This window comes from Paenibacillus cellulositrophicus (assembly GCF_009363095.1).
In the GTDB taxonomy this organism is placed as follows: Bacteria; Bacillota; Bacilli; order Paenibacillales; family Paenibacillaceae; genus Paenibacillus_AQ; species Paenibacillus_AQ favisporus.
The window spans coordinates 1631441-1656205 of the sequence record NZ_CP045295.1 but is presented as its reverse complement, the minus strand read 5'-3'; the positions used below and the strand labels follow the sequence as shown (position 1 = coordinate 1656205).

Below are 24765 nucleotides of genomic sequence, written 5' to 3'. Positions count from 1 at the left end.
AAAAAAGAACACCCTGAAAAGGGTGCTCCTGGGTATTCTCTCCAATATCTGAATCCGCATTGAATCCGAATAATATCGAATCCAAATCCGAAAATCAGCTGCAGGCGCAGTTCAGCACTGGCTTGCGTGCCGCGGTCGTTTCGTCCAGCCGCGTCACTGGCGTGTCGTACGGCGCGTTCAACAGCAGCTCTGGCTGCTCCTCCGCTTCCTTTGCGATGCGGATCATCGTATCGATAAAGGCGTCGAGCGTGTCCTTGCTCTCCGTTTCGGTCGGCTCGATCATGATGCACTCCTCTACGTTCAGAGGGAAGTAAATGGTCGGCGGGTGATAGCCGAAATCGAGCAGGCGCTTCGCCAAGTCCAGCGTACGGATGCCGTACTGCTTGAGCGGGGAGCCTGACATGACGAATTCGTGCTTGCAGACGCCCGGATACGGAATGTCGAAGTATGGCGCGAGCCGGCTCATCATATAGTTAGCGTTCAGCACGGCGCACTCCGATACGCGGCGCAGACCTTCAGGGCCGTAGCTGCGGATGTAGGTGTAAGCGCGGACGAGAATGCCAAAGTTGCCGTAGTACGCCTTGACCCGCCCGATGGACTGGTCGCTGCCGCCTTCGAGCGTATATTTGCCTTCAGCCGTTTTCGACACGAGCGGGCGGGGCAGGAACGGAATCAGGCGGCTCTTCACGCCTACCGGACCGGCTCCCGGACCGCCGCCGCCGTGCGGCGTGCTCATCGTTTTATGCAAATTCAGGTGCACGACGTCAAAGCCCATGTCTCCCGGGCGAGTGATGCCCATGATCGCGTTGGAGTTGGCTCCGTCGTAGTACAGCAGGCCCCCTGCCTCGTGGACGATGGCGGCAATTTCCTGAATCTGCTCCTCAAACAGGCCAAGCGTGTTCGGATTGGTGAGCATCAGCGCTGCGGTGTCGCTGCCGACGGCGGCACGCAGGGCGTCGAGGTCGACGAGGCCTTTGTCGGTCGACGGGATCGTGATCGTCTTCAGCCCCGCGACGGTGGCGCTGGCCGGATTGGTGCCGTGCGAGGAATCCGGCACGATGACCTTGTCGCGCTGCTCGCCGCGGCTTTCATGGTAGGCGCGGATCATCATGAGACCGGTCCATTCGCCATGCGCGCCGGCGGTCGGCTGCAGGGTCACGGCGTCCATGCCGGTCAGACCGGCCAAATCGTCCTGCAGGCGGTATAGCAGCTCAAGCGCGCCCTGAATGCTGTCCTCCGGCTGATACGGATGGATTTTGGCAAAGCCCGGATAACGGGCGACATCTTCGTTCACTTTCGGATTATATTTCATCGTGCAGGAGCCGAGCGGATAGAAGCCGTTGTCCACCCCGAAATTGCGGCGGGACAGCTCGGTATAGTGACGGATGACGTCCACTTCATACACTTCAGGCAGCGCGGCCGGCTCCGACCGCAGCATCGAGCTTGGGATCAGCTCTTCGGTTTCCTCAACAGGGACATCAAACTCCGGTAAAGAGTAGGCAATCCGTCCGGGATGGCTCAACTCGAAAATCAACGCTTTTTCCTGAATCATATGCAGCCCTCCAGCGCTTGAGCGAATTGATCGATCTGTTCTTTGGTGCGGCGTTCCGTGACAGCAATCAGCATATGTCCTTCCAGTTCGGAATAAGCTCTGCCGAGGTCGTAGCCGCCGAGGATGCCTTTATGCAGCAGCTTCGCATTGACTTCGGCCACGCGGGTTCCTTCCGGCAGCTTAATGACAAATTCGTTAAAATACGGGGACGTGAACGGCATGCTTACCCCTGAAATGCTGCCCAGCCGGCGTGCGGCGTAATGGCTCTTCTGCAGATTCAGCTGGCCGACCTCGATCATGCCCTGCTTGCCCATGACCGACAGGTATACGGATGCGCAGAGGGCGAGCAGCGCCTGGTTGGAGCAGATGTTGGACGTCGCTTTCTCGCGGCGGATATGCTGCTCGCGGGCCTGCAGCGTCAGAACGAAGCCGCGCTTGCCGTTCCGGTCGACCGTCTGGCCCACGATCCGTCCGGGCATGCGGCGCATATGGTCCTGCGACACGGCAAAGAATCCGCAGGTTGGCCCGCCCAAGGAAGATGAGATGCCGAGCGGCTGCGCGTCGCCGACGACAATGTCGGCTCCGAGCTTGCCTGGCGCTTCGAGAATGCCAAGGGAGATCGGGTTGGTGCTGACGACCATCAGCCCTTTGCTGGCATGGATGAGGTCGCCGATGGCTGCCAAATCCTCGATCGCTCCGAAGAAGTTCGGGCTCTGCACGAGTACGGCGGCCGTTTGGTCGGACACGGCTTCAGCCAGCTCGGCCAGGTTGGTGACGCCGTTTGCGGAAGGGACCTCCACGACGTCGAGACCGAGCCCTTTGGCATACGTGCGGACAACCTGACGGGCCTCCGGATGCACCGTGCTGGACACGAGCAGCTGCTTGCGCTTTGTGGCGGCGCTGGCCAGGGAGCCGGCTTCAGCGAGGGCGGTGGCCCCGTCATACATACTGGCGTTGGCGACGGCCATGCCGGTCAGCTCGCAAATGTAAGACTGAAACTCGAAGATTGCCTGCAGCTCGCCTTGGCTGATTTCCGGCTGATACGGCGTGTAGGCCGTGTAAAATTCGGAACGAGACACGACATGGTTGATGACCGAAGGGATGTGGTGATCATAAATTCCGGCGCCCAGAAAGCTGGCATATTGGTCCGTATTGGCATTTTTAGCGGCAAGCTCCGACAGGTGCGTCGTCAGCGCGTATTCATTCAGTCCAGGGGATACGGGCAAGTCCCCTTTGAAACGGATTTCTTCAGGAATGTCCTTGAACAGGTCCTCCAGAGAGGAGACGCCGATCGTATCCAGCATTTCCTGCTGGTCCTGTTCGGTCATAGGCAGATAACGGTGTTTCAAGTGGAGTCAGCTCCTTTAGGTTAGGTTGAAAATCGTATCATGCTATTAGCCTGCTATTTATTTGCGCTCGCGTTTGTAGAAAGGGGTACTTACGACCTTGGCTTTGAGCCGCTTGCCCCGGACGTCGACTTCCACTTCGGTTCCAAGGGCGGAATAGCCGCTTTGCACGAGCGCGAGCCCGAGATTACGCTTCAGCGTCGGGGACTGGGTTCCCGTCGTCACTTCGCCGATCTGCTCATCTCCCGCATATACGGGATAATGGGAGCGGGGGATGCCCCGGTCGATCATTTCGATGCCGACCAGTTTGCGCGGCACCCCGGCGTCTTTCTGCTGCTGCAGGGCCGACTTGCCGATAAAATCGGCCGCTTTGCCCAGCTTGACGAAGAAGCCGATGCCGCCTTCGAGCGGGGAGATGTCCTTGGACAGCTCCTGTCCGTACAGCGGCAGCTTCGCTTCGAAGCGAAGCGTGTCGCGGGCGCCGAGCCCTGCCGGAATCAGGCCCGCACTATCGCCTTGCTCGAGCAAGCCGCTCCAGACTGCAGGAGCATCCTGTGCGGCAAGGTAGATCTCAAAGCCGTCTTCCCCCGTATAACCGGTGCGGGAAATCAACGTACTAGCGCCGAACAGCTTCACATTTTGGATAAAATGAAACGGGGCGAGCTGCCCCAGATCGGCATCGACGAGCGGCTGCAGCACCGCTTCAGCCTTCGGCCCCTGGAGAGCCAGCAGCGCAGTTCCATCGGACTCGTTCACCATGTTCACGCCGTCCGGCCGGTGCTCCTGAAGCCAGGCCCAATCCTTATCGATATTGGAGGCGTTCACAACCAGCATGTAGGACGCCACGCCCAGCTTGTAGACGAGCAGGTCGTCGACAACGCCCCCGTCCGGATAGCACAAAGCGCTGTACTGCGCCTGACCCGGCTCGAGAATCGATACGTCATTGACGGTCACGAGCTGGAGAAAATCCTCCGATCCCGGGCCGTCCACTTTGAATTCGCCCATGTGGGAAACGTCGAAGAGCCCGGCGGCCTCGCGGACCGCCTCATGCTCTTTGTGGATGCCGCTGAACTGGACGGGAAGCTCCCAGCCGCCAAAATCGATGCAGCGGACGCCGGGAACCTGTGCATAGAGCGGAAAAAGCGGTGTTCTTTTCAATTCGGACATGAGTCACCTCGGTTTTCACGTGTTACCACGGATTGTTTAGGCTTTTCATCATAAAAGTTTTTTCAAGCAGCACAAAAAGGACAGGGCGAAAGAATAAGCATGCGTGCTCGCATACTTTCTTTCAAGCTCTGTCCTTGGTACCTGAGAGTTACCTTACGGATGCCGGTGAATGGAGCGGCCCGGGGACTTCACAGGCGAAATTCGGGCTCCACATCAACCCCGGGCAACAAGCAAGTTTCCCCTTGGGTGATTCTTACGTTCAGAATTCTCTCCAGAGATGCGTCCGGTAATCGTCCTTTTGCCTGAGAGATTCACCCGGGTCCGGGCTTACTCCTTCGGCGTTACTGCTTGCAGTAATCTCTCCCATTACCATCATCCGCTATACGATTGTTTGTTCACGACATCATAAAGCTCGAATCAAATGTTCGAGTTCGTTCTATATATTATTAATACTCAAAGTACAAACCGGTGTCAACAACATTATCATAATGCCTATTTACGAATATTACAATGAATTTATGTTGATAATGTTCGATTTTGGGTATTTTGGTCCAAGCGGTACTCTGAGGGGACTGTATCGTCCCAGAGCTGTCTGCCGAAGGTGAAGCGAATCAGGATGTTTGGGAGGAGCTGTGATGATGAAGAACGTAGTAGGCGTCGATATGGGATGTACGAAAATGCTGATGGTTGCCGAGGTGGATGGACAGCTTGTCGAGCGGAAGGTCCCTACCGGGCTGGATTGTTCGCTGGAATATCTGGCGGGGGAGATTGACCGTTTTATAGCAGGGCTCCCGTATGAGCCGGAGGGCTGGGAATCGCGCTTCCGGGACTCGTAGAGGGAGACCGCCGCCTGCAGTTTTCCGATATCCGCGCGCTGTGCGGGGTGACGGCTGACGATTTTGCCAAAGGGCGCTTTCGCTGCCGTCTGATCAATGACGTGAAAGCGGCGACGGTTGCCGAGGCGGCCAATTATCCGGAAAAGGATACGGTCGCGGTGATGATGGCCGGCTCGGGGCTTGCGCTCGGGATCTACTCCAAACAGCGGATGTATACCGGCGCAGGCGGGTTTGCCGGGGAGCTGGGCTACACCGTTATTGCGACTGAAGCCGGGCCGCGCAAGGTGGACGAACTGGCGGGCGGCATCGGAATTCTCGCTAGGGCGGGCTGCGGTATCGACGCCTTCCTCGCCAAGATCCGAGATGGAGACGGCGATTCGTTGGCTTTGCTGGAACGTGCCGGCTTTTACTGCGGGCTGGCCATCACCAACGTGCTGCACCTGTTTAACCCGGACGTCCTGGTGATTGGAGGCAGTACCTCCACCTATCCGGGATATATGGACACCGCTTTGCGAACGGCCGAGAAGCATACGCTGCCGGACATGTTCCAAGCGTGCTCCTTCGCATCCCCGAAAGACGGCAAGCGGATCGCGGCGCTCGGAGCGATGCAATTTTTGCGCACGGGAATGGAGTTTTAGACGAGGCCGCATATGTTATATTGACACCCGTATTCGCTCTGCTTTATTCTTAGTTCAGAGTTTAGAAAAGTAGAGCGGATGCCTGGAAAGTAATTGAATATTCAGCGGATGAACGCGCGCGGGAGAGACCGCCCATCGTATAAGGGCGGCACCGAAGGAGCAAGCTGCAGGTAGGCACATGCAGGCAGCTAATCTCTCAGGTACAAGGAACCGCCGCGGGACGCGGCTCTGGAGAGAGCTATACGGCCACCCAAGGGGAACGCGGCGCACGATGCCGCACAAACTCTCAGGTACAAGGGACAGAGAAAAGGTGCTGACGCCTTTTTTGCTGTCCTTTTTTCTGTCTAATTCATCGCAAAGCGCGTCGAAAATAGCTAACGGGGAGCGTAGAACGAAGTGAGATTTAAAAATGTGTTTTCCATTATCGGTCCCTCCATGGTGGGGCCTTCCAGCTCGCACACCGCTGGAGCGGTACGCATTGGCAGAGTGGCGCGTCAGCTGCTGGGCAGCCAGCCGGAGACGGCCAAGATGACGCTGTTCGGTTCTTTTGCAGAGACGTATTGGGGACATGGAACCGATTTGGCGCTGACCGCCGGGCTAATGGATTATGATACGGATGATCAGCGGATTCCGCAAGCGGACGTGCTGGCCGAAGAAGCCGGCATGACCCTGGAATGGGTTCAGGGCCGGGGCAACGGACCGCATCCGAACTCGGTCAAAATCCAGCTGACCGGGGGCGGCCGGACCGCTGAAATCGTAGCCGCCTCGATTGGCGGCGGGACGATCGCGGTATATTCGCTGAACGGTTTTGACGTGCAGATCACGGGCGAATACCCGACCCTGGCGGTGAAGCATTCCGACAGCCAGGGCGTTCTGGCCAACATGACCGCGCTGCTCAGCCGGGACGGATATAATATCGGATATATGGATGTGGACCGCAAGGGACGCAGCGGGGATGCGATGACCGTGTTCGAGCTGGATTCCGCTCCGGAGGAGAGCACGATTCAGGCCATCCGCAAGCTTCCCCACATCAAGGAAGTAACGATGATCGATTTGACCAAAAGGAGCTAACCATCATATGAGATTCGAGACCCTCGAACAGCTGGCGGAGATTTGCCGCCAGGAGAACAAGACGATTGCCGAGGTTATGCTTGAGGATCAGGCGCGCGAAACGGGCGTCTCCCGCGAGGAAGTATTCCGGCAAATGGCCGAATATTACGGTGTGATGAAGGAGGCGGTGCGCCAGGGCCTCACCGGCAACACCAAGTCGCGGAGCGGGCTCACCGGCGGCGATGCCAAAAAGGTGTCGGATTATATGCAGCAGGGCGAAACATCGCTTGGCGGCCCTGCGGCCGAGGCGATGGCCTACGCGCTGGCGGTGTCGGAAGTGAACGCCTCGATGGGACGCATTATCGCGACGCCGACGGCTGGCTCTTGCGGAATCATCCCCGGCGTATTCGTCAGCGCCCAGGAACGCTTCGGCTGGGAGGACGAACATTTGGTCAAGGGCTTGTTCTGTGCCGGCGCCATAGGTTATGTTATAGCCAACAACGCCTCGATCTCGGGGGCGGAAGGCGGCTGCCAGGCGGAAGTCGGTTCGGCGATCGGCATGGCCGCGGGTGCGATGGTCGAGCTGCGCGGCGGCACGGCCCAGCAGGCCGTTCATGCTGTTGGCCTGGCGCTGAAAAACTGCCTCGGCCTGATCTGCGATCCGGTCGCCGGGCTGGTGGAGATTCCCTGCATCGTCCGGAACGGGCTGGGGGCCGTCACGGCCCTGGCGGCTTCGGACATGGCTCTTGCCGGCGTTGGCAGCGTTATCCCGGCCGATGAAGTGATCGGCGTCATGCTGGAGGTCGGAAGCGCCATGCCGGCCAAGCACCGCGAGACCGGGAAGGGTGGACTCGCCCAGACGCCAACTGGCCGCAAGCTGACCAAGGAACTGGTGGAACAGCGCCGCAGGAAGGCCAAAGAAGCCAAAGCGCCTGCCAAGGAAGATTAACCTATTAACGGCAGCCCCAAAAATTGAAATCAAAGGAGACGCGAAATCGATGAGCAATGTGAAGGAGAACCGTTGGTACAGCAAGGATCATGAATGGGTGGAAAAGGCAGGCGGATCTGTGGTCCGCATCGGGATCAGCGACTTCGCCCAGCACCAGCTGGGGGATATCGTGTTTGTGGAGCTGCCGGAAGCCGGCGCCGACGTAGCGGCCGAAGAGAGCATCGGAACGATCGAGTCGGTCAAAACCGTGTCGGATCTGTTCAGTCCGGTGAGCGGCAAAGTCACCAAGATCAACGATGCGCTGGAAAGCGAGCCGGAGCTCGTCAACAGCGAGCCGTACGACGGAGGCTGGATGATCGAGGTAGAGGTTGAAGGAGATTTGGACGAGCAGCTGCATTCGCTGCTGACGGCAGAGCAGTATGAGCAATTTTTGAACGAATAATAACGATATCGAGACAGGGGCTGGGGCACATCGTGCCGCAGCCTCTTTGATTTTATACGACGATTTTATACGGCGGCCCGTTATCCCTGCACAGCTTATTGCACCTGCAGTGCGGGTTATTTTCTTAAAACTATTCCTTCAAGCCAGCTTATTTATGACCAGGATTCGGTTTGTCGATAACAAGAATAAGAGGAGGGTACATACGCCGCTAAATGGAAGCTGCCCTGCATCTATTATTCTATGATTTGAAAGAACCGTGCAACTATGGGGTAAATGCTAGCGTACAAGCATATAATGATTTAACCATGCAGTCACAGCTGTCCCGTAAATTTGGGCAGGGAAAAGCTTATAGAACCCCTTACAAATGGCAAGAAAGTAACATAGGATGTAGTGAAAGCGATTTTTTGAGGCATTTATTCAGGTAAACCATGGTGGTGAGATGAATGATGATGAATAACGTGGAAATATATGAAGGTGGCGACCTGGGATGTCATTATACGCATCTTGAAAGTATATTCAAAGTTTGGGCGCCGACGGCGGCGAAGGTAACCCTCGCCTTGTACGACGACGCGGGAACTTATGACGGCGGAGCGCTTACCGATCACGCCGGAGGGTTCGAAATCGGCATGAGACGCGGGGAAGGCGGCGTATGGTCACTTCATTTCAGAGGCGATTTGGCCGGAAAATATTATATGTACAAGGTGGAGCACCCGGACGGACGGGAAGTTTATGCGGCCGATCCTTACGCCCGGGCGGTCAGTGCCAACGGGCAGCGGACGGCGATCGTCGACGTGAAGGCCGCAAGCCCGGAGGGCTGGGAAGAGGATGAAACTCCCGGTCTTCTGGGGGTGGAAGACTCGGTACTTTATGAACTGCATGTCAGGGATTTTTCGATCAGCCCGGATTCCGGGCTCCAGTATAAAGGCAAGTTCAAAGCGTTTACGGAGACAGGCGTGCGGGACGCAGCCGGCAGCCGGCTCGGCATCGATCATTTGGCCGAACTCGGCGTGACACATGTCCATCTGCTGCCGATTTTTGATTACGCGACGGTGAACGAGGTGACGGTCGATGATCCGGACTCGGCAGAACCGAAATTCAACTGGGGTTATGATCCCCAGCATTACAACGTGCCGGAAGGCTCCTACGCGACCGACCCGTCAAGCCCCGAAGTCCGGATCCGGGAATGCAAGGAGATGATCATGGCGCTGCACCGCAAAGGAATCCGGGTCGTGATGGATGTGGTGTACAATCATACCTACTCTGCGGGGGACGGCCTGTTTGAGAAGCTTGTGCCGGGTTATTTTTACCGGACCGATGCGTCAGGGCGGTTCAGCAACGGCTCCGGCGTCGGGAACGAGCTGGCAACCGAGCGCCCGATGGTCCGCAAATACATCAAGGATTCCCTGCGCTATTGGGCGGAAGAATACCATATCGACGGATTCCGTTTTGACCTGATGGGTCTGATCGACACGGACACGATCGCGCAGATCACCGAGGAGCTCCGCCGTGAGCATCCGGGACTGCTGATTTACGGGGAGCCTTGGACAGGCGGTGAAACGCCGCTGAAGCAGCAAACCTTGAAAGGATCCCAAAGGGGCAAAGGCTTTGCCGTTTTCAACGACAATTTCCGGGGGGCCATCAAGGGAGACAGCGACGGTGCAGGAAAGGGCTTTGCCACGGGGCAGCCCGGCAAGGAAGCGGCAGTATTGGCCGGCGTTCAGGGGGCGGTCGACGATTTCACCGGGTCACCTACGGAGACGATCAACTATGTGACGGTTCACGACAACCTTAACCTGTGGGATAAAGTACTGATTACGCAGGGACTGGGAGGTGATCTGATCCGGGGTATCGATAACGGCCAACTTGCCGGAGGGGGGAGCCTCGAAGAAGCTGTCGCAGCCACCGATCCTTACCGGAGCATCGACCAGGACCGGCTGCTGGAGAACGAAAGCGTCCGGAGAGCGCTGCTGGCCAACGGCATCGTGCTGACCTCTCAGGGGATTCCGCTCATTCATGCGGGTGACGAGATGCTCCGCAGCAAATTCGGCGACCACAACAGCTACCGGAGCGGGGATGCGATCAACGCCATCCGCTGGAGCAACAAGTCCCGGTTCCTTCCGGTATTCGAGTATTACCAGGGGCTGATCGCGCTGCGCCGCGCCCACCGGGCGTTCCGTATGACGGACAAGGAGCAGATCAAACGGAGCATGGAGGTCATGCGCTGCGACGGCAATGTCGTCGCTTACCGGCTGAAGGATCATGCCAACGGCGATACGTGGAAAAATATCATCGTCATCTATAACGCAAACGTTCGGGAGGCGCAGGTCGACATTCCGTTTTCCATTACCGGCTGGAAGGTGGCCGTCAAAAACCTTCAGGCCCGGAACGGGGCGCTGGAGATGATCGTCGACGAAACGGTGAGCGTCCCAGGCCTGTCGGTCATGGTTCTGTATGAGGAAGAAGGCGGCCGTCCGCGCCCGCTCAAGACGGTGGAGCTGCATTATGAGCGCCAGGACCGCAAATATGACGGCTGGAACTTATGGGTATGGGGCAGCGGCATGCGGGAACGCCGGGTCGATTTTGACCGGATGGAGGACGGACGCGCTGTGGCGACTATATATGTCCCGCTGAACGTGCAGGAAATCGGATATATCGTGCGGCTGAACGAGTGGGAGGCGAAGGACTGCGACCAGGACCGGTTTATCAAGCTCGGATGGCATCACAGCAAGCTGAAGGTGCTTGTCCGGAGCGGATCGGACGACTGGAAGAAGATCAGCTGACGCCCGGGTGCCGGGAGGAGTGCGGCCGGCTGTGTAAGGGGGCTGGCTGGAGCGTACGGCAACCTGGGAATGGAGCAGCTTAACAGGTTGGAAGGTTTGGCCGCTTTAGAAGCTTGCAAGCTGAGTTGTCTAGAAGCTTGGGGCGACGGTATGACGGAAATATGGAGCTTTCTTTTCTGTATCGGGGATAGGGATGCATGCATTTTACAAAAACGGGTGATTCCTATAAAGTAAAGTGAGATTCCCTTGGATAGGGTGATATATAACAGAGAAAGAAGGCTTACGATGACCGAGAAACTGCTGTCGCCTCTGGTGAAAACCTTTGACATGCTTCCCCATCCCGAGGGCGGATGGTACAAGGAGTTGTGGAAGGCGTCCTTTGAAATCCCGAAAGACGTGCTGGATCCCAAGTATTCGGGTTCGCGCCCTTCGGCGACTTCGATTTATTTCCTGCTGCATCCGGAGGAATCCTCCGCGTGGCACCGCGTTTATTCCGATGAATTGTGGCTGTGGCATTCCGGCAGTCCGCTCGAGCTGCTGCTCGGAGGCGATGGGGAACAGCCGGGCGAGGAGACCAAAATCATTTTGGGAATGGATGTCGAGAAAGGCCAGGTGCCGCAGGCGCTCGTTCCGGCCAATGTCTGGCAGGCGGCCAAGCCGCTGGGCGACGAGCCGGTGTTCGTCTCCTGCGTCGTTTCCCCAGGCTTTCATTTTGACGATTTTACGATGATATCCGGAAAATAAAACCTTCGGCAGCGGCATGTCCCGCTTCGCCGGGCCAGCCCAAATCCCGTACGGTTGCAATGACCGATGCGGGATTTTTTGTAATATTGGAAAGGACGCTGCAAGACGTTTTTGTTTAGATACACTGCTCCTTCCTTCAGTGTACTCCAGGCTAAGCAGCGTACAGATGCAGCCGGCTGTTTTTGCGCTGCAAGGTTTTGATTTCGCCAAAAATGGGTAATACATAGATATGCCTGTGTACTGCAGGGGACAGATTAAATATCAGAGGAGGTTGTAAAAGATGACATCTCATTCTCTTACAGCAGAACGAAGAACCGACACGAAGCATTCGAGCCTGCGCAGCTTGAGACAAAGCGGACGCATTCCGGCGGTGGTCTACGGGACACAGACCGAGAGCATGCCGGTCAGCGTCGATGCGAAGGAGCTGGCCAAAGTTGCCAGAACAGGCCGGTCCGAAGTGTTCAAGCTGAAGGTGGAAGGCTCGTCGGATCTGGACGTGATCATCAAGGATTATCAGCGCAAAGCCGGTGAGTGGATGCATGTGGACTTCATGCACATCTCCGCCAACAAGCCGATCAAGGTTCGCGTTCCGATCGACTTCCAAGGTACGGCTGCCGGCGCCAAGGTGGGCGGCGTGCTTCAGCATCAGGAGACCGAGCTTGAAGTCGAGGCGCTTCCTGCAAATCTGCCATCCGCGATCACCGTGGACGTATCGCATATGGAAATCGGCGACAAGCTGATAGCCGGAGACATCCAGCTGCCATCCGGCGTAACGCTCGTAGCCTCACCGGAAGAGCTGGTTGCTTCCGTAACGGCATCCCGCATGGCGACGGAGGCCCAGACTGCGGACGAATCCGTGGCAGCGGAGGGAGAAGAAGCGGCGGAAACGGCTGCAGAAGACAACAACGAATAACACCTCTTATCATATACATGCTTGTACAGAAACCCCCTGGTCGTGAACGACCAGGGGGTTTCATTGCATGAGGCGTGTGTGCGGTGCACTGTCCGCACACCCACTCGGCGAAGTGGGTGTACGTTTGCTTGTTCACTGCGGATCGCCTTTGTACGTTTCACTCGTATACGTATCACCTGTTTACGCGTTCTGCAGCTCCAGCCACTGCTCATACGCCGCGTCCAGCTGTGCCTGAAGCTGCTCCCGCTCCGTATGAAGCTGCTGCAGGCGCCCCAGATCCGAGGCGACGCTTTCCTCCAGCATGTCGGCATCGATCTGCCCCAGACGGCTCTCAAGCTCCTTGATCGACTGCTCGAGTGAAATGGAAGCAGAGGCGTCGCTTTTCCGGGAACGCCGCTCGCCGGCATCGGCGCGCGCAGCAGCCGGATTGGATACCGGCCCCTTGCCCTGGTTACCGGCTTCCGCGGCCTTTGAGCCAGCCGCCTCAGACTTCCGTGCCTGCGCCGCCGTTTCGGCTTCGCTCAGCTTGCGGATTTCCTGTTTGTAATCCTCGAAGTTACCGATGAAGGAACGGACCTGCCCGTGATCCAGGCTCCAAATTCTGGCCGCCAGCCTGTTGATAAAATACCGGTCATGGGATACGCCGAAGATGGTGCCGGGGAACTCCTCGAGCGCCTCCTCCAGCGCTTCCCTGGCGTCAATGTCCAAATGGTTGGTCGGTTCGTCCAGAATCAGCAGATTCGGCTTCTGCTCCATCAGGATGGCGAAGCGCAGCCGCGTCCACTCCCCGCCGGAGAGGCTGCGGATGTCTTTGAATACATCGGCGCCGTAGAACAGGAATCGCGCCAGCCGGCCGCGGGCTTCACCTTCCTCGATGCCGGCCTGCTCCCGGTAGTACTGAAGCACGTTCTGCTTGACGGCTTCCGGCGTTTCCTCCTGCGCGAGGTAACCGATGCTGACGCGCGAGCCGACAGCTACACTCCCCTCCGTCGGTTCGAGCTCGCCTAGGGCCAGCTTGATCAGCGTACTCTTGCCGCTTCCGTTGCCGCCGAGCAGCATGACGGTTTCCCCGTACCGGAGCGTTTCGTTTACGCCTTTGAACAAGGTGCGCGTGCCGTACGATTTGCCCAGCTCCTCGAACACGAGCACCTGCTTGCCGGAGCGGTCTTCCTGCTGCAGCGACAAATCCATCGTCTTTCGTTCAAGCACCGGCCGCTTCAGCTTCACCATACGGTCGAGCGCCTTCTGCATGGAGGCGGCACGACGGTGGAACCCGGCGTTCGGCGGGTTGGACCGGTTGCCCCACTCGATCAGCTGCTTGATGCTTTCCTGCATCTTTTTGATTTTTTTCTGCTGTTCCTGGTAATCGGCAAACTGCTGCAGGAGCCGCTCTTCCTTTTCCTTTTGATAACCACTGTAGTCGGTGTAGTAGGTAAAAGCTTCCCCGTCTTCAATCTCGACCACCTTGGTCACGAGCTTGTCGAGAAAGTAACGGTCATGCGATATCGTAAGCACGGTGCCGCGGTATTCCTTCAGGAACTGCTCCAGCCATTCGATCGCCGCCATGTCCAAATGGTTGGTCGGTTCGTCCAGCAGCAGCACATCAGGCTGCTCAAGCAGCAGGGAGGCGAGCCCGATTTTGGTCTTCTCTCCGCCGGAGAGGGAGGCGAAGGGGCGGCTGTACTGGCCCGCGGGGATGCCAAGGCCGCCGGCGATGCGGTCAATGGTCGCTTCCATTTCATAACCGCCTGCTGCTTCAAAGCGTTCCTGCAGCCTGCCGTATTCGGCGAGCCACTGCTCCGGCTCTTTGCCGCCGGAAGCGGAGGAGCCGGACATCAGCGCCTCCAGCTCGCGCATCCGCCGCTGCCATTCTAGCGGCGCCGCAAAGGCGCGCAGCAGGATGTCATACACCGTTTCGCCGTCTCCGGCTTGGGGAATTTGGGCGAGGAAGCCAAGCTTGGCGCCCCGCGAAATGGAGATTTCGCCTTGGTCCGGCTTGTCTCCGCCGTTCAGCAAGTGGAGCATCGTCGTTTTTCCGCAGCCGTTGCGGCCGATCAGGGCGGCTTTTTCCCCTTCGCGGATTTCAAAGGATACATCGGACAGAACGAGCTGGGCACCATGGTATTTTTGTATGTTTTTGCATTGAATCATCATCGTATTTTCCTCCATAGATGCCGCATCTACAGAAAAAAACCGCAGGGAAATGTCCCTGCGGCTTGAACGTTCAACGCTTATCCGTTGAAGTTAAGGTAGGAGCGGCATTTCGCAATTTTGTAAAACAACCGGATTGTTAAAAATGGACAGACGGATCCCGTTAACGGGAACTCTGTAAAAAATGCCGGACAAAATCATCGGCAGTTGATTGATCCGGTCGTTTCCAAAATTGCGTACCACTTCTACCTCACCTCCCTGTTAAAAAAAGTTAGCTTTATTGTATCCACAACGAGTGCTAAAAGCAAGCAATGGATGAAACATTTTATGAAAATGGCCATATCACCCTGATCAGAACCCTCAGCAGGCTTTGGATGTGTGGTCCCAATTCGGCTTCGGGCTGTCGAAGGGGTGTCGGTGTGTACGGCTGATGTAATAGCGGGACGGGCATTTATCTCCAGACCGGCATTATAATACAATAAGATGCAGTGGTTGAAACGAGTGGAGGGCCTCATGAAGAAAAAAATAATGTTTACCGGCGGAGGGTCCGCCGGACATGTCACGGTCAACCTGGCGCTGATCCCGCTGTTTCGGCAGGAAGGCTGGGCAGTGGAATACATAGGCTCGGTCAATGGGATCGAGCGGGAGCTGGTGTCGCCGCTGCCGGACGTGGCGTATTTTCCGATATCGACAGGCAAGCTGCGCCGGTATTTGGACTGGCAAAACGCCAAGGATCCGTTCCGGATCGCCAAGGGCGTCTATCAGGCGTACCGTCTCATCCACCGCCGGAAACCGGATATTGTATTTTCCAAAGGCGGGTTTGTATCGGTGCCCGTCGTCATCGGTGCCTGGCTGAACCGGGTGCCGGTTATCATTCACGAGTCGGACATCACGCCGGGGCTTGCCAACCGGATTGCCATCCCGATGGCTGAAGCGGTGTGCACGACGTTCCCGGAAGCGGCTGCCCATATCGGCAAGGGCAAGGGCCGCCATGTCGGCGCCGTCATCCGGAATGAGCTGAAACAGGGCAGCGCTGCCGCCGGGCGGAAGCTGTGCGGGTTCACCCCGGGGAAGCCCGTCCTGCTGGTGATGGGCGGCAGTCTTGGCGCGCAGAGCATTAACCGGGCGGTGCGCAAGGCGCTGCCTGAGCTGATGGAAGCTTTTCAAGTCGTGCACTTATGCGGGAAAGGGCAGCTCGATCCGGCGCTGACGGTTCCCGGCTACTGTCAATTTGAATACATTCGCGATGAACTGCCGGATGTGCTGGCGATGTCGGACCTGGTGATCACCCGTGCCGGCTCCAATTCGATCTTTGAGTTCCTTTCCTTGCGCAAGCCGATGCTTCTCATCCCATTGACCCGGCAGCAAAGCCGGGGCGATCAAATCCTTAACGCGCATTCGTTCGAAAAAGCGGGTTATGCCGAAGTGCTGGAAGAGGAAGGCCTGTCTCCGCAAACGCTGCTCGAGCGGGTTCGGGCATTGTATGCCCATCGGGATGCCTACGTATCGGCCATGGCGAGCGGCCAAAAGACGGACGCGCTTGCGGAAGTATTCAAGCTGATCAAAGAAACCGCAAAGCGACGTTGAAGATCGTCTGCACCTTGGAAAGGAACCTTATTTTACCTGAACGAATAGAGAACAAGAGTTCCTAATTTTTCGCTTTCCTGAGCCGAACTATGGTATATTGAGTACACGAGATTTTAGGACAGGAGACCGGAAAGGACGGAAGACATGCTGGCTTTTACTTCGCAAAGAATCAGATCATTATGCGGCGCATCCGCCTTTAAACGGGGTGAGGAATACTGCGCCTACGGTCAGGTCATGATCGTGGAACGCGATGACGATAACCGTTACATTGAGGCGGTGGTGCAGGACGAGGATATATACCGGGTGGAGGTAGATATCGACGGAGCGGATTTCAGCGCAACCTGCCATTGTGCGGGCTTCGGCGGATATTATCCTTACTGCAAGCATATCGCTGGCGTCTTGATCTATCTGCTGGAAGAAGAAAAGGGCGGGGCGGACCGGCTGCAACCGCGGGGGGAGGTCGTCCCGATTCCGACGCCCGCGGTTTCCTCCAGGGACGTGCGGCTCACCAGCGGACTGATCGAGCTGTTTGAGCAGATGGCGGACAGCGAACGGCTGAAGACCGGCCAGAAAGCGGCGAGCGTGCTTAAGGAAACGCTGGCTGTGGAATGGATCTGCAAAGTGACGGACGAGTATCAGCCGGAGCCGAAGTTCCGGATCGAGATGAAGGTCGGATCGAACCGGCTGTACGTCGTGCAAAATATCAGGCAGTTTCTGCTTCACATCGAGGAAGGGAGAAGCCTGCCTTTTACCAAGCTGTTCACATACAGCCCGAAGCAGCACACGTTCCGGCCCGAGGACTGGGCGGTCATCGACATGCTGATCCGGATTTGCGGCAGCGAGTTCGCGTATGACGAAGCAGGCCGCTCCATTCCCGGCTTCGCAGCCTCGGGCAGCCAGCGGATGCTGACGATCCCGCCGCTGGGCTGGAACGAGCTGCTGCCCTTGCTGGTCAAGGCCGGGGCCATGATGGAGCGCGAGTATGCTTCGCCTCAGCCGATTCAGCTGGGTGAAGGCCAGATACCGCTGTCGTTCCATGTGGGCAGCATCGATAGCGGCGACGCCTATCATCTGGAAATCAACGGGCTGAAGCGGGTCGTCGTGATGACCGCGTACGGCTGCGCAGCTGTTGACGGCACGATATACCGGCTGCCGGTGCGCGACCTGCTCCTGCTGTCAGAGATGAAAACCTTGATATACCGCTATGATCATAAGCGGATTAACATATCGCCGCACCAGATGGACGCACTGATGGAGAAGGTGGTTCCCGGCTTGCGGCGCATTGGGAAGGTCGGCATGGACGCCAGCGTCCGGGATCAGCTGGTGCAGCCGGACCTCGTGGTCAAGCTGTATTTGGACCGGGACGAAACCGAGCTGACCGCTAGGCTGGAATTCGTGTACGACGGGGTTGTGATCGATGCATTTGCCGATACAGATGCCCGGAAAGACGGCGACTTTATTCTGGTCCGGGATACCGATAAGGAGCGGCGGATGATCGAGGCGTTGAAAGGAACGGACTTTGTGCAGAGCGGACGCGAAATGGTGCTGGACCTGTCGGAAGAAGACAGCGTATACGATATCCTGTTTCATTTGCTGCCCAAGCTGGAGAAATGGGTCCAAGTATACGCCACTCCCGCCGTCAAGCAGCTGATGCACAATCCGAACAAGCCTCCGAAAATCAAGGCGGACACGGACCATACGACCAACTGGCTCGAGATCAACTTTGAGCTGGACCATGTGAGCGACAAAGAAATCCGCAAGCTGCTGCTGAGCGTGATTGAGAAGCGGAAGTATTACCGTCTTCCCGGCGGTGCGTATGTGTCCCTGGAAAAGGAAGCCTTCCAAACCTTCGGCGAGCTGTATGACGAGCTCGGGATGAAAAAAGGCGATATTACCGGCAGCCGCATCCATCTTCCTCTGGTCAAGGGGCTGCAGCTCCGTGACAAGGAAGGCCGGGCTTACGGGGTGCAGATGGGGAAATCGCTGCGCCAGCTGATTGATCATATGACGCATCCCGAGCAGATGGACTTCGATGTTCCTGAGGAGCTTGCCGACGTGCTCAGGGATTATCAGCGGGACGGCTTCCAGTGGCTGAAGACGCTCGGCCATTACCGGTTCGGCGGGATTCTGGCCGACGACATGGGGCTGGGCAAAACGCTGCAAAGCATTGCCTACATTGTGTCCGAACGCAGGGAGAAGGAAGGCGGGCACCTTCCGGTCCTGATCGTATCCCCCGCATCGCTCGTATATAACTGGGAGAGCGAGTTCCAGAAATTCGCTCCGTCCGTTCAGGTTCATGTGGCTCTGGGCGCGCGGAAGGAGCGCAGCGACTCCCTGCTTCGCATAGCGGCTGCGGGCGCAGAAACCGAATCTCATAACAGCCTTGCTGCACAGCAAGCAGACGTAATTATCACCTCCTATCCGTCCCTGCGCAAGGATATCCGGCTGTACCGGGAGATGGGCTTCAGCACCCTGTTTCTTGACGAAGCCCAGATGATCAAAAATTACGCGACGCAGACCGCCCAAGCGGTGCGGGAAATCCGTGCGGAGCGGCGGTTTGCGCTGACGGGCACGCCGATCGAAAACGCGGTGGATGAGCTGTGGTCGATTTTCGAGGCGGTATTCCCGGGTCTTTTTACGGGTCAGAAAGCTTTCCGCGGCCTGACCCGCGGCCAGATCTCCCGAATTGTGCAGCCGTTCATTTTACGCCGGTTAAGGGCCGATGTGCTGGACGAGCTGCCGGAACGGATCGAGACCGTTCAGCGCTCGGAGCTCAGCCTTGAGCAGAAGAAGCTGTACGCCGCTTACCTTGAGGAATTCAAGGAAGAGACGATCCGTGACCTGGAGATGGAGGGGTTCCAGAAGAGCCGGATGAAAATATTGGCCGGCATCACGAGGCTCCGTCAGCTGTGCTGCCATCCCTCGCTGTTTGTGGACGGGTACGAAGGTCCGGCCGGCAAGCTCTCCCAGCTGCTGGACGTGGTCGACGAATGCCTCAGCAGCGGGCGGCGGATCCTGATCTTTTCCCAGTTTACGAGCATGCTCCGGATCATCCGCAGCGAGCTGGGCGAGCGGGGGATTCCGGTCTTTTATCTGGACGGGCAGACTCCGGCCAAGGAGAGGGTGGACACGTGCTCGCGGTTTAACCAGGGAGAGAACGACGTATTCCTGATCTCGCTCAAAGCGGGCGGGACAGGGCTGAACTTGACCGGAGCGGACACGGTCATCCTGTACGATTTGTGGTGGAATCCGGCGGTGGAAGAGCAGGCCGCGGGACGCGCCCACCGGATGGGGCAGAAAAACGTGGTCCAGGTTATTCGCCTGGTGACGAAAGGCACCGTGGAGGAAAAGATGCTGGAGCTGCAGCAGCGGAAGAAGGATTTGATCCGCGAGGTGATGGAGTCGGCGGATGACGCGGTCACGACCTTGACTGAGCAGGAAATCCGCGAGCTGCTTGCCTTATAGAGAGCCATTTTATTTCATGGAAGTACCATGAACCGGACCTGGGAGGGGCCGGTTTTTTTCTTGTCCAGCTGCGAGAACCGGCCGTGCTCCATTTGATCCCGATAAATTTTCATGAAAAGGATGCAGGAATATGAACGGCAATGGCGAAATTTACCTCTATGATTTAGTATAAATGACCTATTACTTGTGATCCATTCACGGACTTGGGAATGAGGAGAAGAATGTATGCGAAATCGATACAATTACGGTATCCTAACCAATTCAGGGCCTCATCTGTACAGCATGGATACAGGGGGAAGCCGCGAACAGGGCGCAGATTCGCCGCCTGTCAGCGGATATATGCCTCGTGACGAACATGCGGCTGCGTCAGCGGCAGCAGGCTCTATAGCCTCTCTTTTTTCTACCACACCGACCTACAGCAGCGCTTATCTTAAGCGCCGTGAACTTATAAACCGGCAGCAGGGGCAGACCGCTTGGAACGAGGCGGAAAAATTAGCGTTTGAGGCCGATTGGTACGACAATCAGCTGGAGTGGATCGCGACGATCGATCAAACATACGGGGAGCCGGTATTCTGGGATGTTCTTGCTGCCATGGCTCCTCCGTTCCCGAGAGGGGAACAGGGGCCGAAAGAGAAGCTGGCTGAGGAGAATTTAGCTGCGTTCCAGCCGACCCGTATCCAGAAGCTCCTCAAGCAGGATGCCATGATCCGGGAGGAGCTCGAAAGGCAGGTTCAGCTGGCCCGGGAAGAGGATCGTAAAGACTATCTGGCATGGAAAGCAGCCAACGATTTTGCACACGACATCCTGGACGGCAACCGTACCGCCTATTTGCGGGTTCTGGAAGAGATGGCCCCGCTGCAGGAATTGACGATGCTGGGGAGCGGCCTCGAGTTCAGCGTCCGAAGCAGCTCCGAGGTGGAAGTGGAACTGGATGTCAATTCCCAGCAGGTGATCCCGCGCGAGGCGAAAGTCCGCACCGAAGCAGGAGTCGCTTCGCCTGAACTGACCGTTCCCGAACGCAATGACCTGGAGCTGAAATACATCTGCGGCTCCGTCCTCCGGATTGCAGGCGAGCTGTTTGCCCTGCTCCCACTGGAGTCGGTCGTCGTGCAGGCGAGGGACACCAAACTGAACGGAAAGACCGGGCAGGAGGAGTACATTACGGTGCTGTCGATCCGCATCGAGCGGAAATTTTTTGCCGGCTATCATGCAGGACGTGAACGCTGCCTGGAAGCACTGATGCATTGCTCCCACCGGATGGAGTACGATCCCGGTACCGGTTTTGAACCGGTTGACGACCTTCTGTAATCAGCATGTTCATTTACTATAGGCTGCCTTTGGGTGACCGACCTTTTGTGTCGGTTGATCATCCGGGGCAGTCTTTTTTAGGTTATAACGCATAAAATGATGCCTTTGTCCTCCAATGAACACATACCGAAAGACAGTGAAAGTATGCGACGGAAGACGTATATTCCAACAATAAATGGCGAAAAAACTCATATTTTGGTACCATATGCACTTGTTTTCCACTAGGGGGCATTTGTTAATATAATAGAAAACGTCTATGGCAGCCGCTGTAACCCGAAGAATACAGCTCTTTGAATGACAGGGACGCGGCATTTGAATCTGTGCATAGTCAGTAGAGAGAGCAAGAAGTATGGAGATGGGAGTGAGCGCATGAGGAGATGGTGGCTACTGCTGGGCAGCCTAGTCCTGGTCCTTGGGATAACCGGTTGCGGAGACAAGAAGAGCTACTCGATGGACCGCGTGGAATCCAGGGCTTACCTCGGGCCGGATGGAGACTTGTATGTCGAAGAACTGTTTACGTATACCTTTAAGGGCAGCTTTAACGGAATGACGCGTGCGATTGATCGGGCGGATCAGAAGGGGGTTGAATTTTTTGAAGCCTATGTACCCCCGGAGCATCCGAAGCTAGGCAGTTTCTCCTACGAAAACTTGCAGCGGCTGGATGTCCAATGGGACGACGACAATGATACGTATTACATATACGATGCCGCGCAGAACGAAACGAAACAGGCCTATTACCGCTACCGGATTGACCATGCGGCGGTCAGGTATGGCGAAACGGGCAAGCTGGAATGGAGCTTCTTTAAAAATAACCAAGAGGATCTTCACCAGGTGTCCGTCGACTTGTTTATGCCCGGCGATTATAAGGACGGCGACGTTCATGCCTTTTTGCATGACCGTTCGGGCGGGAAGATTACAAGCGAAGGGCCGCCAGCGGTTCACTATGAAACCGATGATTTGAAGAGTGATGGCACGGCGCATATGGTGGTCTATTTTCCACCGGATCAGTTATCCCAAATGACGGCTTCCGAGGAACAGGTTTCTTTGCAAAAGCAGCTGTCTGCCGAGCAGAAATACCAGGACCGGCTTGCCGCCCGTGACGATCGAATGAACGCCATCCGTCCGGTTGTGCAAGTCGGCATGGCTGTTTTCATTGTAGGTGCGCTGCTGTACGCTTTGTCGTGGAGAAAAATTTCGGCCTGGCTGCGGCGCGGGGATGTCACCCGGCAGGACATCGATGAAGCGGATCCGCTGCTTCTCATGTATATGCTGCGCAAAGGCCGGTTAAAAAGGGAAGACTTCATGGCCGGATTGTTATCGCTGCGGCAGAAGGGTTACGTGACCGTGAAGCAGGTCCCGGCTTCCAAACGCTTCCAGGAAGAGCCGACGGCTCCCGAATTCACGCTGCTGTTCACCTTTACGGGCAGGATGGACCAGCTCAACCCGGCGGAGAAGCATCTTGTCGGCTGGCTGTTCGAAGAAATCAACGGCAGTCTGATCTTCAAGCTGGATTCCTTGGCGGGACCAACGTTTAAGGAGCGGCAGAGCGCAAGGATCGTCAAGCAGTACCGGGCAAAGTCGGTTAAGCATGCCGACCGGCTGATGAAGTGGATCAGGCTGCTGTCGCGTACCCAGCCTTATTCGGGGCAGGTCCGGCCCAATCCGCTGCTGAAGCTGTTCATTCCGCTGACGGCTGCGGTGAATTACGGCCTGCTGCTGTATCTGCTGTACACCGACGCGGCGTCCACGCTCATGATCGTGCTAACCGCCGTGCTGCTTGGTGCCGGAGGGGTATGGGCGTCCATCCGTTTCCGGAATAAGCTGTGGATCTTCCTGTATCTGCTCGCATGCTTTATTATGGGCTCCCAAATCGTGCATGATATTTCGGGCGACTATCTGATCCTGACGGTATGTTCCGCTCTGTTTGTATGGAGCATTCCCGTTCATGTGCTGTCCTGGGAGACGCATCGCTATCGTTATGCACTCAAGGCACTACGGAGTACGCTCGGAAAAGGAGAGATGTCCTACGCAGGCGAACCGCTGGAAACAGAGCAGGCCGCGGAGTATGCCGCCCTGCTTGGGACCGTTCCGCGGTACATTAAACACCGTAAGCAGACCGGAACGTCAGGCGCTGCCTTGGCCGCAGCCGTGCCCGCATTATTCAGCGTGGAAATTATGGAATCCTTGAATTATACGCAAAATCACCTGCTCCTGAAGCCGATGGGCGTCGGAGGCAGCAGCAGTTCCTCGTCAAGCTTCAGTGACGGCGGGGGAGGAGGCGGAGGCGGGGGAACCGGCGCGTTCTAGCATACGCCAAATCGTCCGACTGCACCGCCCAGGAATAACCGATAACAATTGAGATTACCACGTAAATCCGCAGCAGCCCGTTCCCTGGCATTCGAGGGACGGGCTGTTTTTATGCCTGGAGGATGGAAGAAAACGGCTTTTCGCCCGCCACGTATTAACAAAAAAACGGCAAGCTCCTCTCAGAGAGAGGAACTGCCGTTTTTTTGGATAGGTGTACCCGATCAGTTGGTCTTGGCTGCCATGATGACGTCCCGGCACTCGTCGGAGCAGAAGGACTGATGGATCTCTTCGCACTCTTCGCAGCAAACATGCTGTTTGTTGCAGGTCGGGTTGGCGCAGTTGATATAGCGGTCATGCGTTTTGCCGCAGTGGATGCACTTGGCGATCACGACATCTTCTTCCGTACGGTTGATCGGCACCGAAATGCGCTCGTCAAAGACGTAGCATTTGCCGTCCCATAAATGTCCTTTGACTTTAGGGTCCTTGCCGTATGTTACGATGCCGCCTTCAAGCTGGGCAACATCCTGAAAGCCTTCTTTGATCATGAAGCCGGTCAGCTTCTCGCAGCGGATGCCGCCAGTGCAGTAGGTCAGAATTTTCTTGTCCTTGAACTGGCTCATATTGTTGCGAATCCATTCCGGAAATTCGCGGAACGACTCGACATCCGGACGGATGGCGCCGCGGAAATGTCCGATTTCGTATTCATAGTCGTTGCGGCCGTCCAGGACGATAACGTCATCCTGCTGAAGCAGCTCATGGAACTCTTCCGGAGACAGACGCTTCCCGCCGATGACGTTGGGATCAAGCGGCTCCTCGTAACGGAACGTGACGAGCTCTTTCTTGTGACGGACAAAAATTTTCTTGAACGCATGGCCTTCCGACTCATCGATCTTGAAGACGATATCAGAGAACAGCGGATTCGCTTTCAGGTCGTTCATATACTTCTCGGTTTGTTCCACGGTGCCGGACAGCGTGCCGTTGATGCCTTCAGAGGCGATCAGAATGCGGCCTTTGACGCCCAGATCTTTGCAATACTGCAGATGCTCCGCAGTGAACTGCTCAGGATCAGGGATGTTGACGAATTTATAATATAACAAAATACGGTATTCTTGCTTCGTTGTCATTGCTTCTTCACCTGTTCTTGTAAATTTACCTTATATATTGTAGATGAATAGGGCATACATAGTCAACTTGAAAGTATAGTAAGTAACCGGAGGATTCCTAATAGCTTAGCTGAAAGACGCAATTTCGATGCGGCCTATAGATGAGAATGAATCCGAGAAATACTGGAAAATGCTCCGTCTGCTTGCGCAAATTTAGAGGGTGGATGTCCTTCTCGTTGGAGGAATAAAAAACCAAATATTATATTGCGTATCGTTACGGTATATGATATTATGGGTTCATGGATCCGAATCAGCCGAAGATGGAAGGTGCCTACCCTTAAAGAACGACGCGGCAGCGGCAGCGTCGGATATCCGGAAATCCGATACGGCTGCCCATGGAGTAAGCTTTCCTCCGGCATGATAAGCC

General features: G+C 56.5%; 18 protein-coding genes and 2 riboswitches. Of the genes, 12 read left to right on the top strand and 6 right to left on the bottom strand.

Features of this window, described 5'->3' with window-relative positions:
- Positions 1 to 94 precede the first annotated feature (94 nt).
- From gcvPB to gcvT, 3 genes are read right to left on the bottom strand one after another with little or no spacing between them, the layout of a single operon-like run.
- On the bottom strand, positions 95 to 1552 hold the full coding sequence (gene gcvPB, locus GCU45_RS07565) for an aminomethyl-transferring glycine dehydrogenase subunit GcvPB (protein ID WP_152398529.1): 1458 nt from the start codon (positions 1550 to 1552) through the stop codon (positions 95 to 97).
- Positions 1549 to 2901 (bottom strand): aminomethyl-transferring glycine dehydrogenase subunit GcvPA, encoded by a 1353-nt coding sequence (gene gcvPA, locus GCU45_RS07560; RefSeq protein ID WP_208837105.1) that lies wholly within the window; start codon positions 2899 to 2901, stop codon positions 1549 to 1551. Before gcvPA ends, gcvPB begins: the two co-directional genes overlap by 4 nt.
- Positions 2902 to 2958: 57 nt before the next feature.
- Positions 2959 to 4065 (bottom strand): glycine cleavage system aminomethyltransferase GcvT, encoded by a 1107-nt coding sequence (gene gcvT / locus GCU45_RS07555; protein ID WP_152398528.1) that lies wholly within the window; start codon positions 4063 to 4065, stop codon positions 2959 to 2961.
- 280 nt (positions 4066 to 4345) lie between these two features.
- Positions 4346 to 4441: riboswitch (glycine riboswitch) on the bottom strand.
- 259 nt (positions 4442 to 4700) lie between these two features.
- Here gcvT and GCU45_RS07550 point away from each other — a divergent pair.
- The 8 genes from GCU45_RS07550 to GCU45_RS07515 all read left to right on the top strand — a co-directional run bounded on the left by GCU45_RS07550 (position 4701) and on the right by GCU45_RS07515 (position 12417).
- A complete protein-coding gene (locus GCU45_RS07550; RefSeq protein WP_152398527.1) occupies positions 4701 to 4901 on the top strand; it encodes a hypothetical protein in 201 nt (66 codons plus the stop codon).
- On the top strand, positions 4874 to 5539 hold the full coding sequence (locus GCU45_RS07545) for an ROK family protein (protein WP_152398526.1): 666 nt from the start codon (positions 4874 to 4876) through the stop codon (positions 5537 to 5539). Before GCU45_RS07550 ends, GCU45_RS07545 begins: the two co-directional genes overlap by 28 nt.
- Before the next feature lie 110 nt (positions 5540 to 5649).
- A riboswitch (glycine riboswitch) is annotated at positions 5650 to 5762 on the top strand.
- A 173-nt stretch (positions 5763 to 5935) separates the two neighbouring features.
- Positions 5936 to 6610 carry an L-serine ammonia-lyase, iron-sulfur-dependent subunit beta gene (gene sdaAB, locus GCU45_RS07540; protein WP_152398525.1) on the top strand — a complete coding sequence of 225 codons (675 nt, stop codon included), beginning with the start codon at positions 5936 to 5938 and terminating at the stop codon, positions 6608 to 6610.
- A 7-nt stretch (positions 6611 to 6617) separates the two neighbouring features.
- Positions 6618 to 7538, top strand: coding sequence for an L-serine ammonia-lyase, iron-sulfur-dependent, subunit alpha (gene sdaAA, locus GCU45_RS07535; protein WP_152398524.1), 921 nt, complete (start codon positions 6618 to 6620; stop codon positions 7536 to 7538).
- A 49-nt stretch (positions 7539 to 7587) separates the two neighbouring features.
- The gene (gcvH, locus tag GCU45_RS07530) at positions 7588 to 7980 is read left to right on the top strand and encodes a glycine cleavage system protein GcvH (protein WP_152398523.1); all 393 of its coding nucleotides are present in this window, start codon (positions 7588 to 7590) and stop codon (positions 7978 to 7980) included.
- Between the two features lie 443 nt (positions 7981 to 8423).
- The gene (gene pulA, locus GCU45_RS07525) at positions 8424 to 10760 is read left to right on the top strand and encodes a type I pullulanase (protein ID WP_152398522.1); all 2337 of its coding nucleotides are present in this window, start codon (positions 8424 to 8426) and stop codon (positions 10758 to 10760) included.
- Positions 10761 to 11045: 285 nt separating this feature from the next.
- Positions 11046 to 11504, top strand: a complete 459-nt coding sequence (locus GCU45_RS07520) for a cupin domain-containing protein (protein WP_152398521.1) — start codon at positions 11046 to 11048, stop codon at positions 11502 to 11504.
- A 280-nt stretch (positions 11505 to 11784) separates the two neighbouring features.
- On the top strand, positions 11785 to 12417 hold the full coding sequence (locus tag GCU45_RS07515) for a 50S ribosomal protein L25 (protein WP_152398520.1): 633 nt from the start codon (positions 11785 to 11787) through the stop codon (positions 12415 to 12417).
- A 180-nt stretch (positions 12418 to 12597) separates the two neighbouring features.
- On the opposite strand, the gene abc-f is transcribed toward GCU45_RS07515, so the two are convergent.
- Positions 12598 to 14571, bottom strand: a complete 1974-nt coding sequence (abc-f, locus tag GCU45_RS07510; RefSeq protein ID WP_152398519.1) for a ribosomal protection-like ABC-F family protein — start codon at positions 14569 to 14571, stop codon at positions 12598 to 12600.
- Between the two features lie 90 nt (positions 14572 to 14661).
- Positions 14662 to 14811, bottom strand: coding sequence for an RAxF-45 family protein (locus GCU45_RS34370; RefSeq protein ID WP_279628456.1), 150 nt, complete (start codon positions 14809 to 14811; stop codon positions 14662 to 14664).
- A gap of 270 nt (positions 14812 to 15081) precedes the next feature.
- Here GCU45_RS34370 and GCU45_RS07505 point away from each other — a divergent pair, with 270 nt between their 5' ends.
- The 4 genes from GCU45_RS07505 (at position 15082) to GCU45_RS07490 (ending at position 23235) form a co-directional block, all read left to right on the top strand.
- Positions 15082 to 16155 carry an undecaprenyldiphospho-muramoylpentapeptide beta-N-acetylglucosaminyltransferase gene (locus GCU45_RS07505; protein WP_152398518.1) on the top strand — a complete coding sequence of 358 codons (1074 nt, stop codon included), beginning with the start codon at positions 15082 to 15084 and terminating at the stop codon, positions 16153 to 16155.
- Positions 16156 to 16299: 144 nt separating this feature from the next.
- Positions 16300 to 19620 (top strand): DEAD/DEAH box helicase, encoded by a 3321-nt coding sequence (locus tag GCU45_RS07500; protein ID WP_152398517.1) that lies wholly within the window; start codon positions 16300 to 16302, stop codon positions 19618 to 19620.
- 225 nt (positions 19621 to 19845) lie between these two features.
- A complete protein-coding gene (locus GCU45_RS07495; RefSeq protein ID WP_152398516.1) occupies positions 19846 to 20928 on the top strand; it encodes a hypothetical protein in 1083 nt (360 codons plus the stop codon).
- 369 nt (positions 20929 to 21297) lie between these two features.
- Positions 21298 to 23235 carry a DUF2207 domain-containing protein gene (locus GCU45_RS07490; protein ID WP_167527091.1) on the top strand — a complete coding sequence of 646 codons (1938 nt, stop codon included), beginning with the start codon at positions 21298 to 21300 and terminating at the stop codon, positions 23233 to 23235.
- A gap of 221 nt (positions 23236 to 23456) precedes the next feature.
- Here the strand turns inward: GCU45_RS07490 and GCU45_RS07485 are convergent, their stop codons facing one another.
- Positions 23457 to 24359: an oxygen-dependent tRNA uridine(34) hydroxylase TrhO gene (locus GCU45_RS07485; RefSeq protein ID WP_152398514.1), complete on the bottom strand. Its 903-nt coding sequence runs from the start codon at positions 24357 to 24359 to the stop codon at positions 23457 to 23459.
- Positions 24360 to 24765: the final 406 nt, after the last annotated feature.

Excerpts from the sequence above, each read along its gene's own strand:
- gcvPB (WP_152398529.1), bottom strand. The coding sequence starts at position 1,552 with ATGATTCAGGAAAAAGCGTTGATTTTCGAGTTGAGCCATCCCGGACGG.
- gcvT (WP_152398528.1), bottom strand. The coding sequence starts at position 4,065 with ATGTCCGAATTGAAAAGAACACCGCTTTTTCCGCTCTATGCACAGGTT.
- GCU45_RS07550 (WP_152398527.1), top strand. The coding sequence starts at position 4,701 with ATGATGAAGAACGTAGTAGGCGTCGATATGGGATGTACGAAAATGCTG.
- sdaAA (WP_152398524.1), top strand. The coding sequence starts at position 6,618 with ATGAGATTCGAGACCCTCGAACAGCTGGCGGAGATTTGCCGCCAGGAG.
- gcvH (WP_152398523.1), top strand. The coding sequence starts at position 7,588 with ATGAGCAATGTGAAGGAGAACCGTTGGTACAGCAAGGATCATGAATGG.
- pulA (WP_152398522.1), top strand. The coding sequence starts at position 8,424 with ATGATGATGAATAACGTGGAAATATATGAAGGTGGCGACCTGGGATGT.
- GCU45_RS07520 (WP_152398521.1), top strand. The coding sequence starts at position 11,046 with ATGACCGAGAAACTGCTGTCGCCTCTGGTGAAAACCTTTGACATGCTT.
- GCU45_RS07515 (WP_152398520.1), top strand. The coding sequence starts at position 11,785 with ATGACATCTCATTCTCTTACAGCAGAACGAAGAACCGACACGAAGCAT.
- abc-f (WP_152398519.1), bottom strand. The coding sequence starts at position 14,571 with ATGATGATTCAATGCAAAAACATACAAAAATACCATGGTGCCCAGCTC.
- GCU45_RS07505 (WP_152398518.1), top strand. The coding sequence starts at position 15,082 with ATGAAGAAAAAAATAATGTTTACCGGCGGAGGGTCCGCCGGACATGTC.
- GCU45_RS07500 (WP_152398517.1), top strand. The coding sequence starts at position 16,300 with ATGCTGGCTTTTACTTCGCAAAGAATCAGATCATTATGCGGCGCATCC.
- GCU45_RS07495 (WP_152398516.1), top strand. The coding sequence starts at position 19,846 with ATGCGAAATCGATACAATTACGGTATCCTAACCAATTCAGGGCCTCAT.
- GCU45_RS07490 (WP_167527091.1), top strand. The coding sequence starts at position 21,298 with ATGAGGAGATGGTGGCTACTGCTGGGCAGCCTAGTCCTGGTCCTTGGG.
- GCU45_RS07485 (WP_152398514.1), bottom strand. The coding sequence starts at position 24,359 with ATGACAACGAAGCAAGAATACCGTATTTTGTTATATTATAAATTCGTC.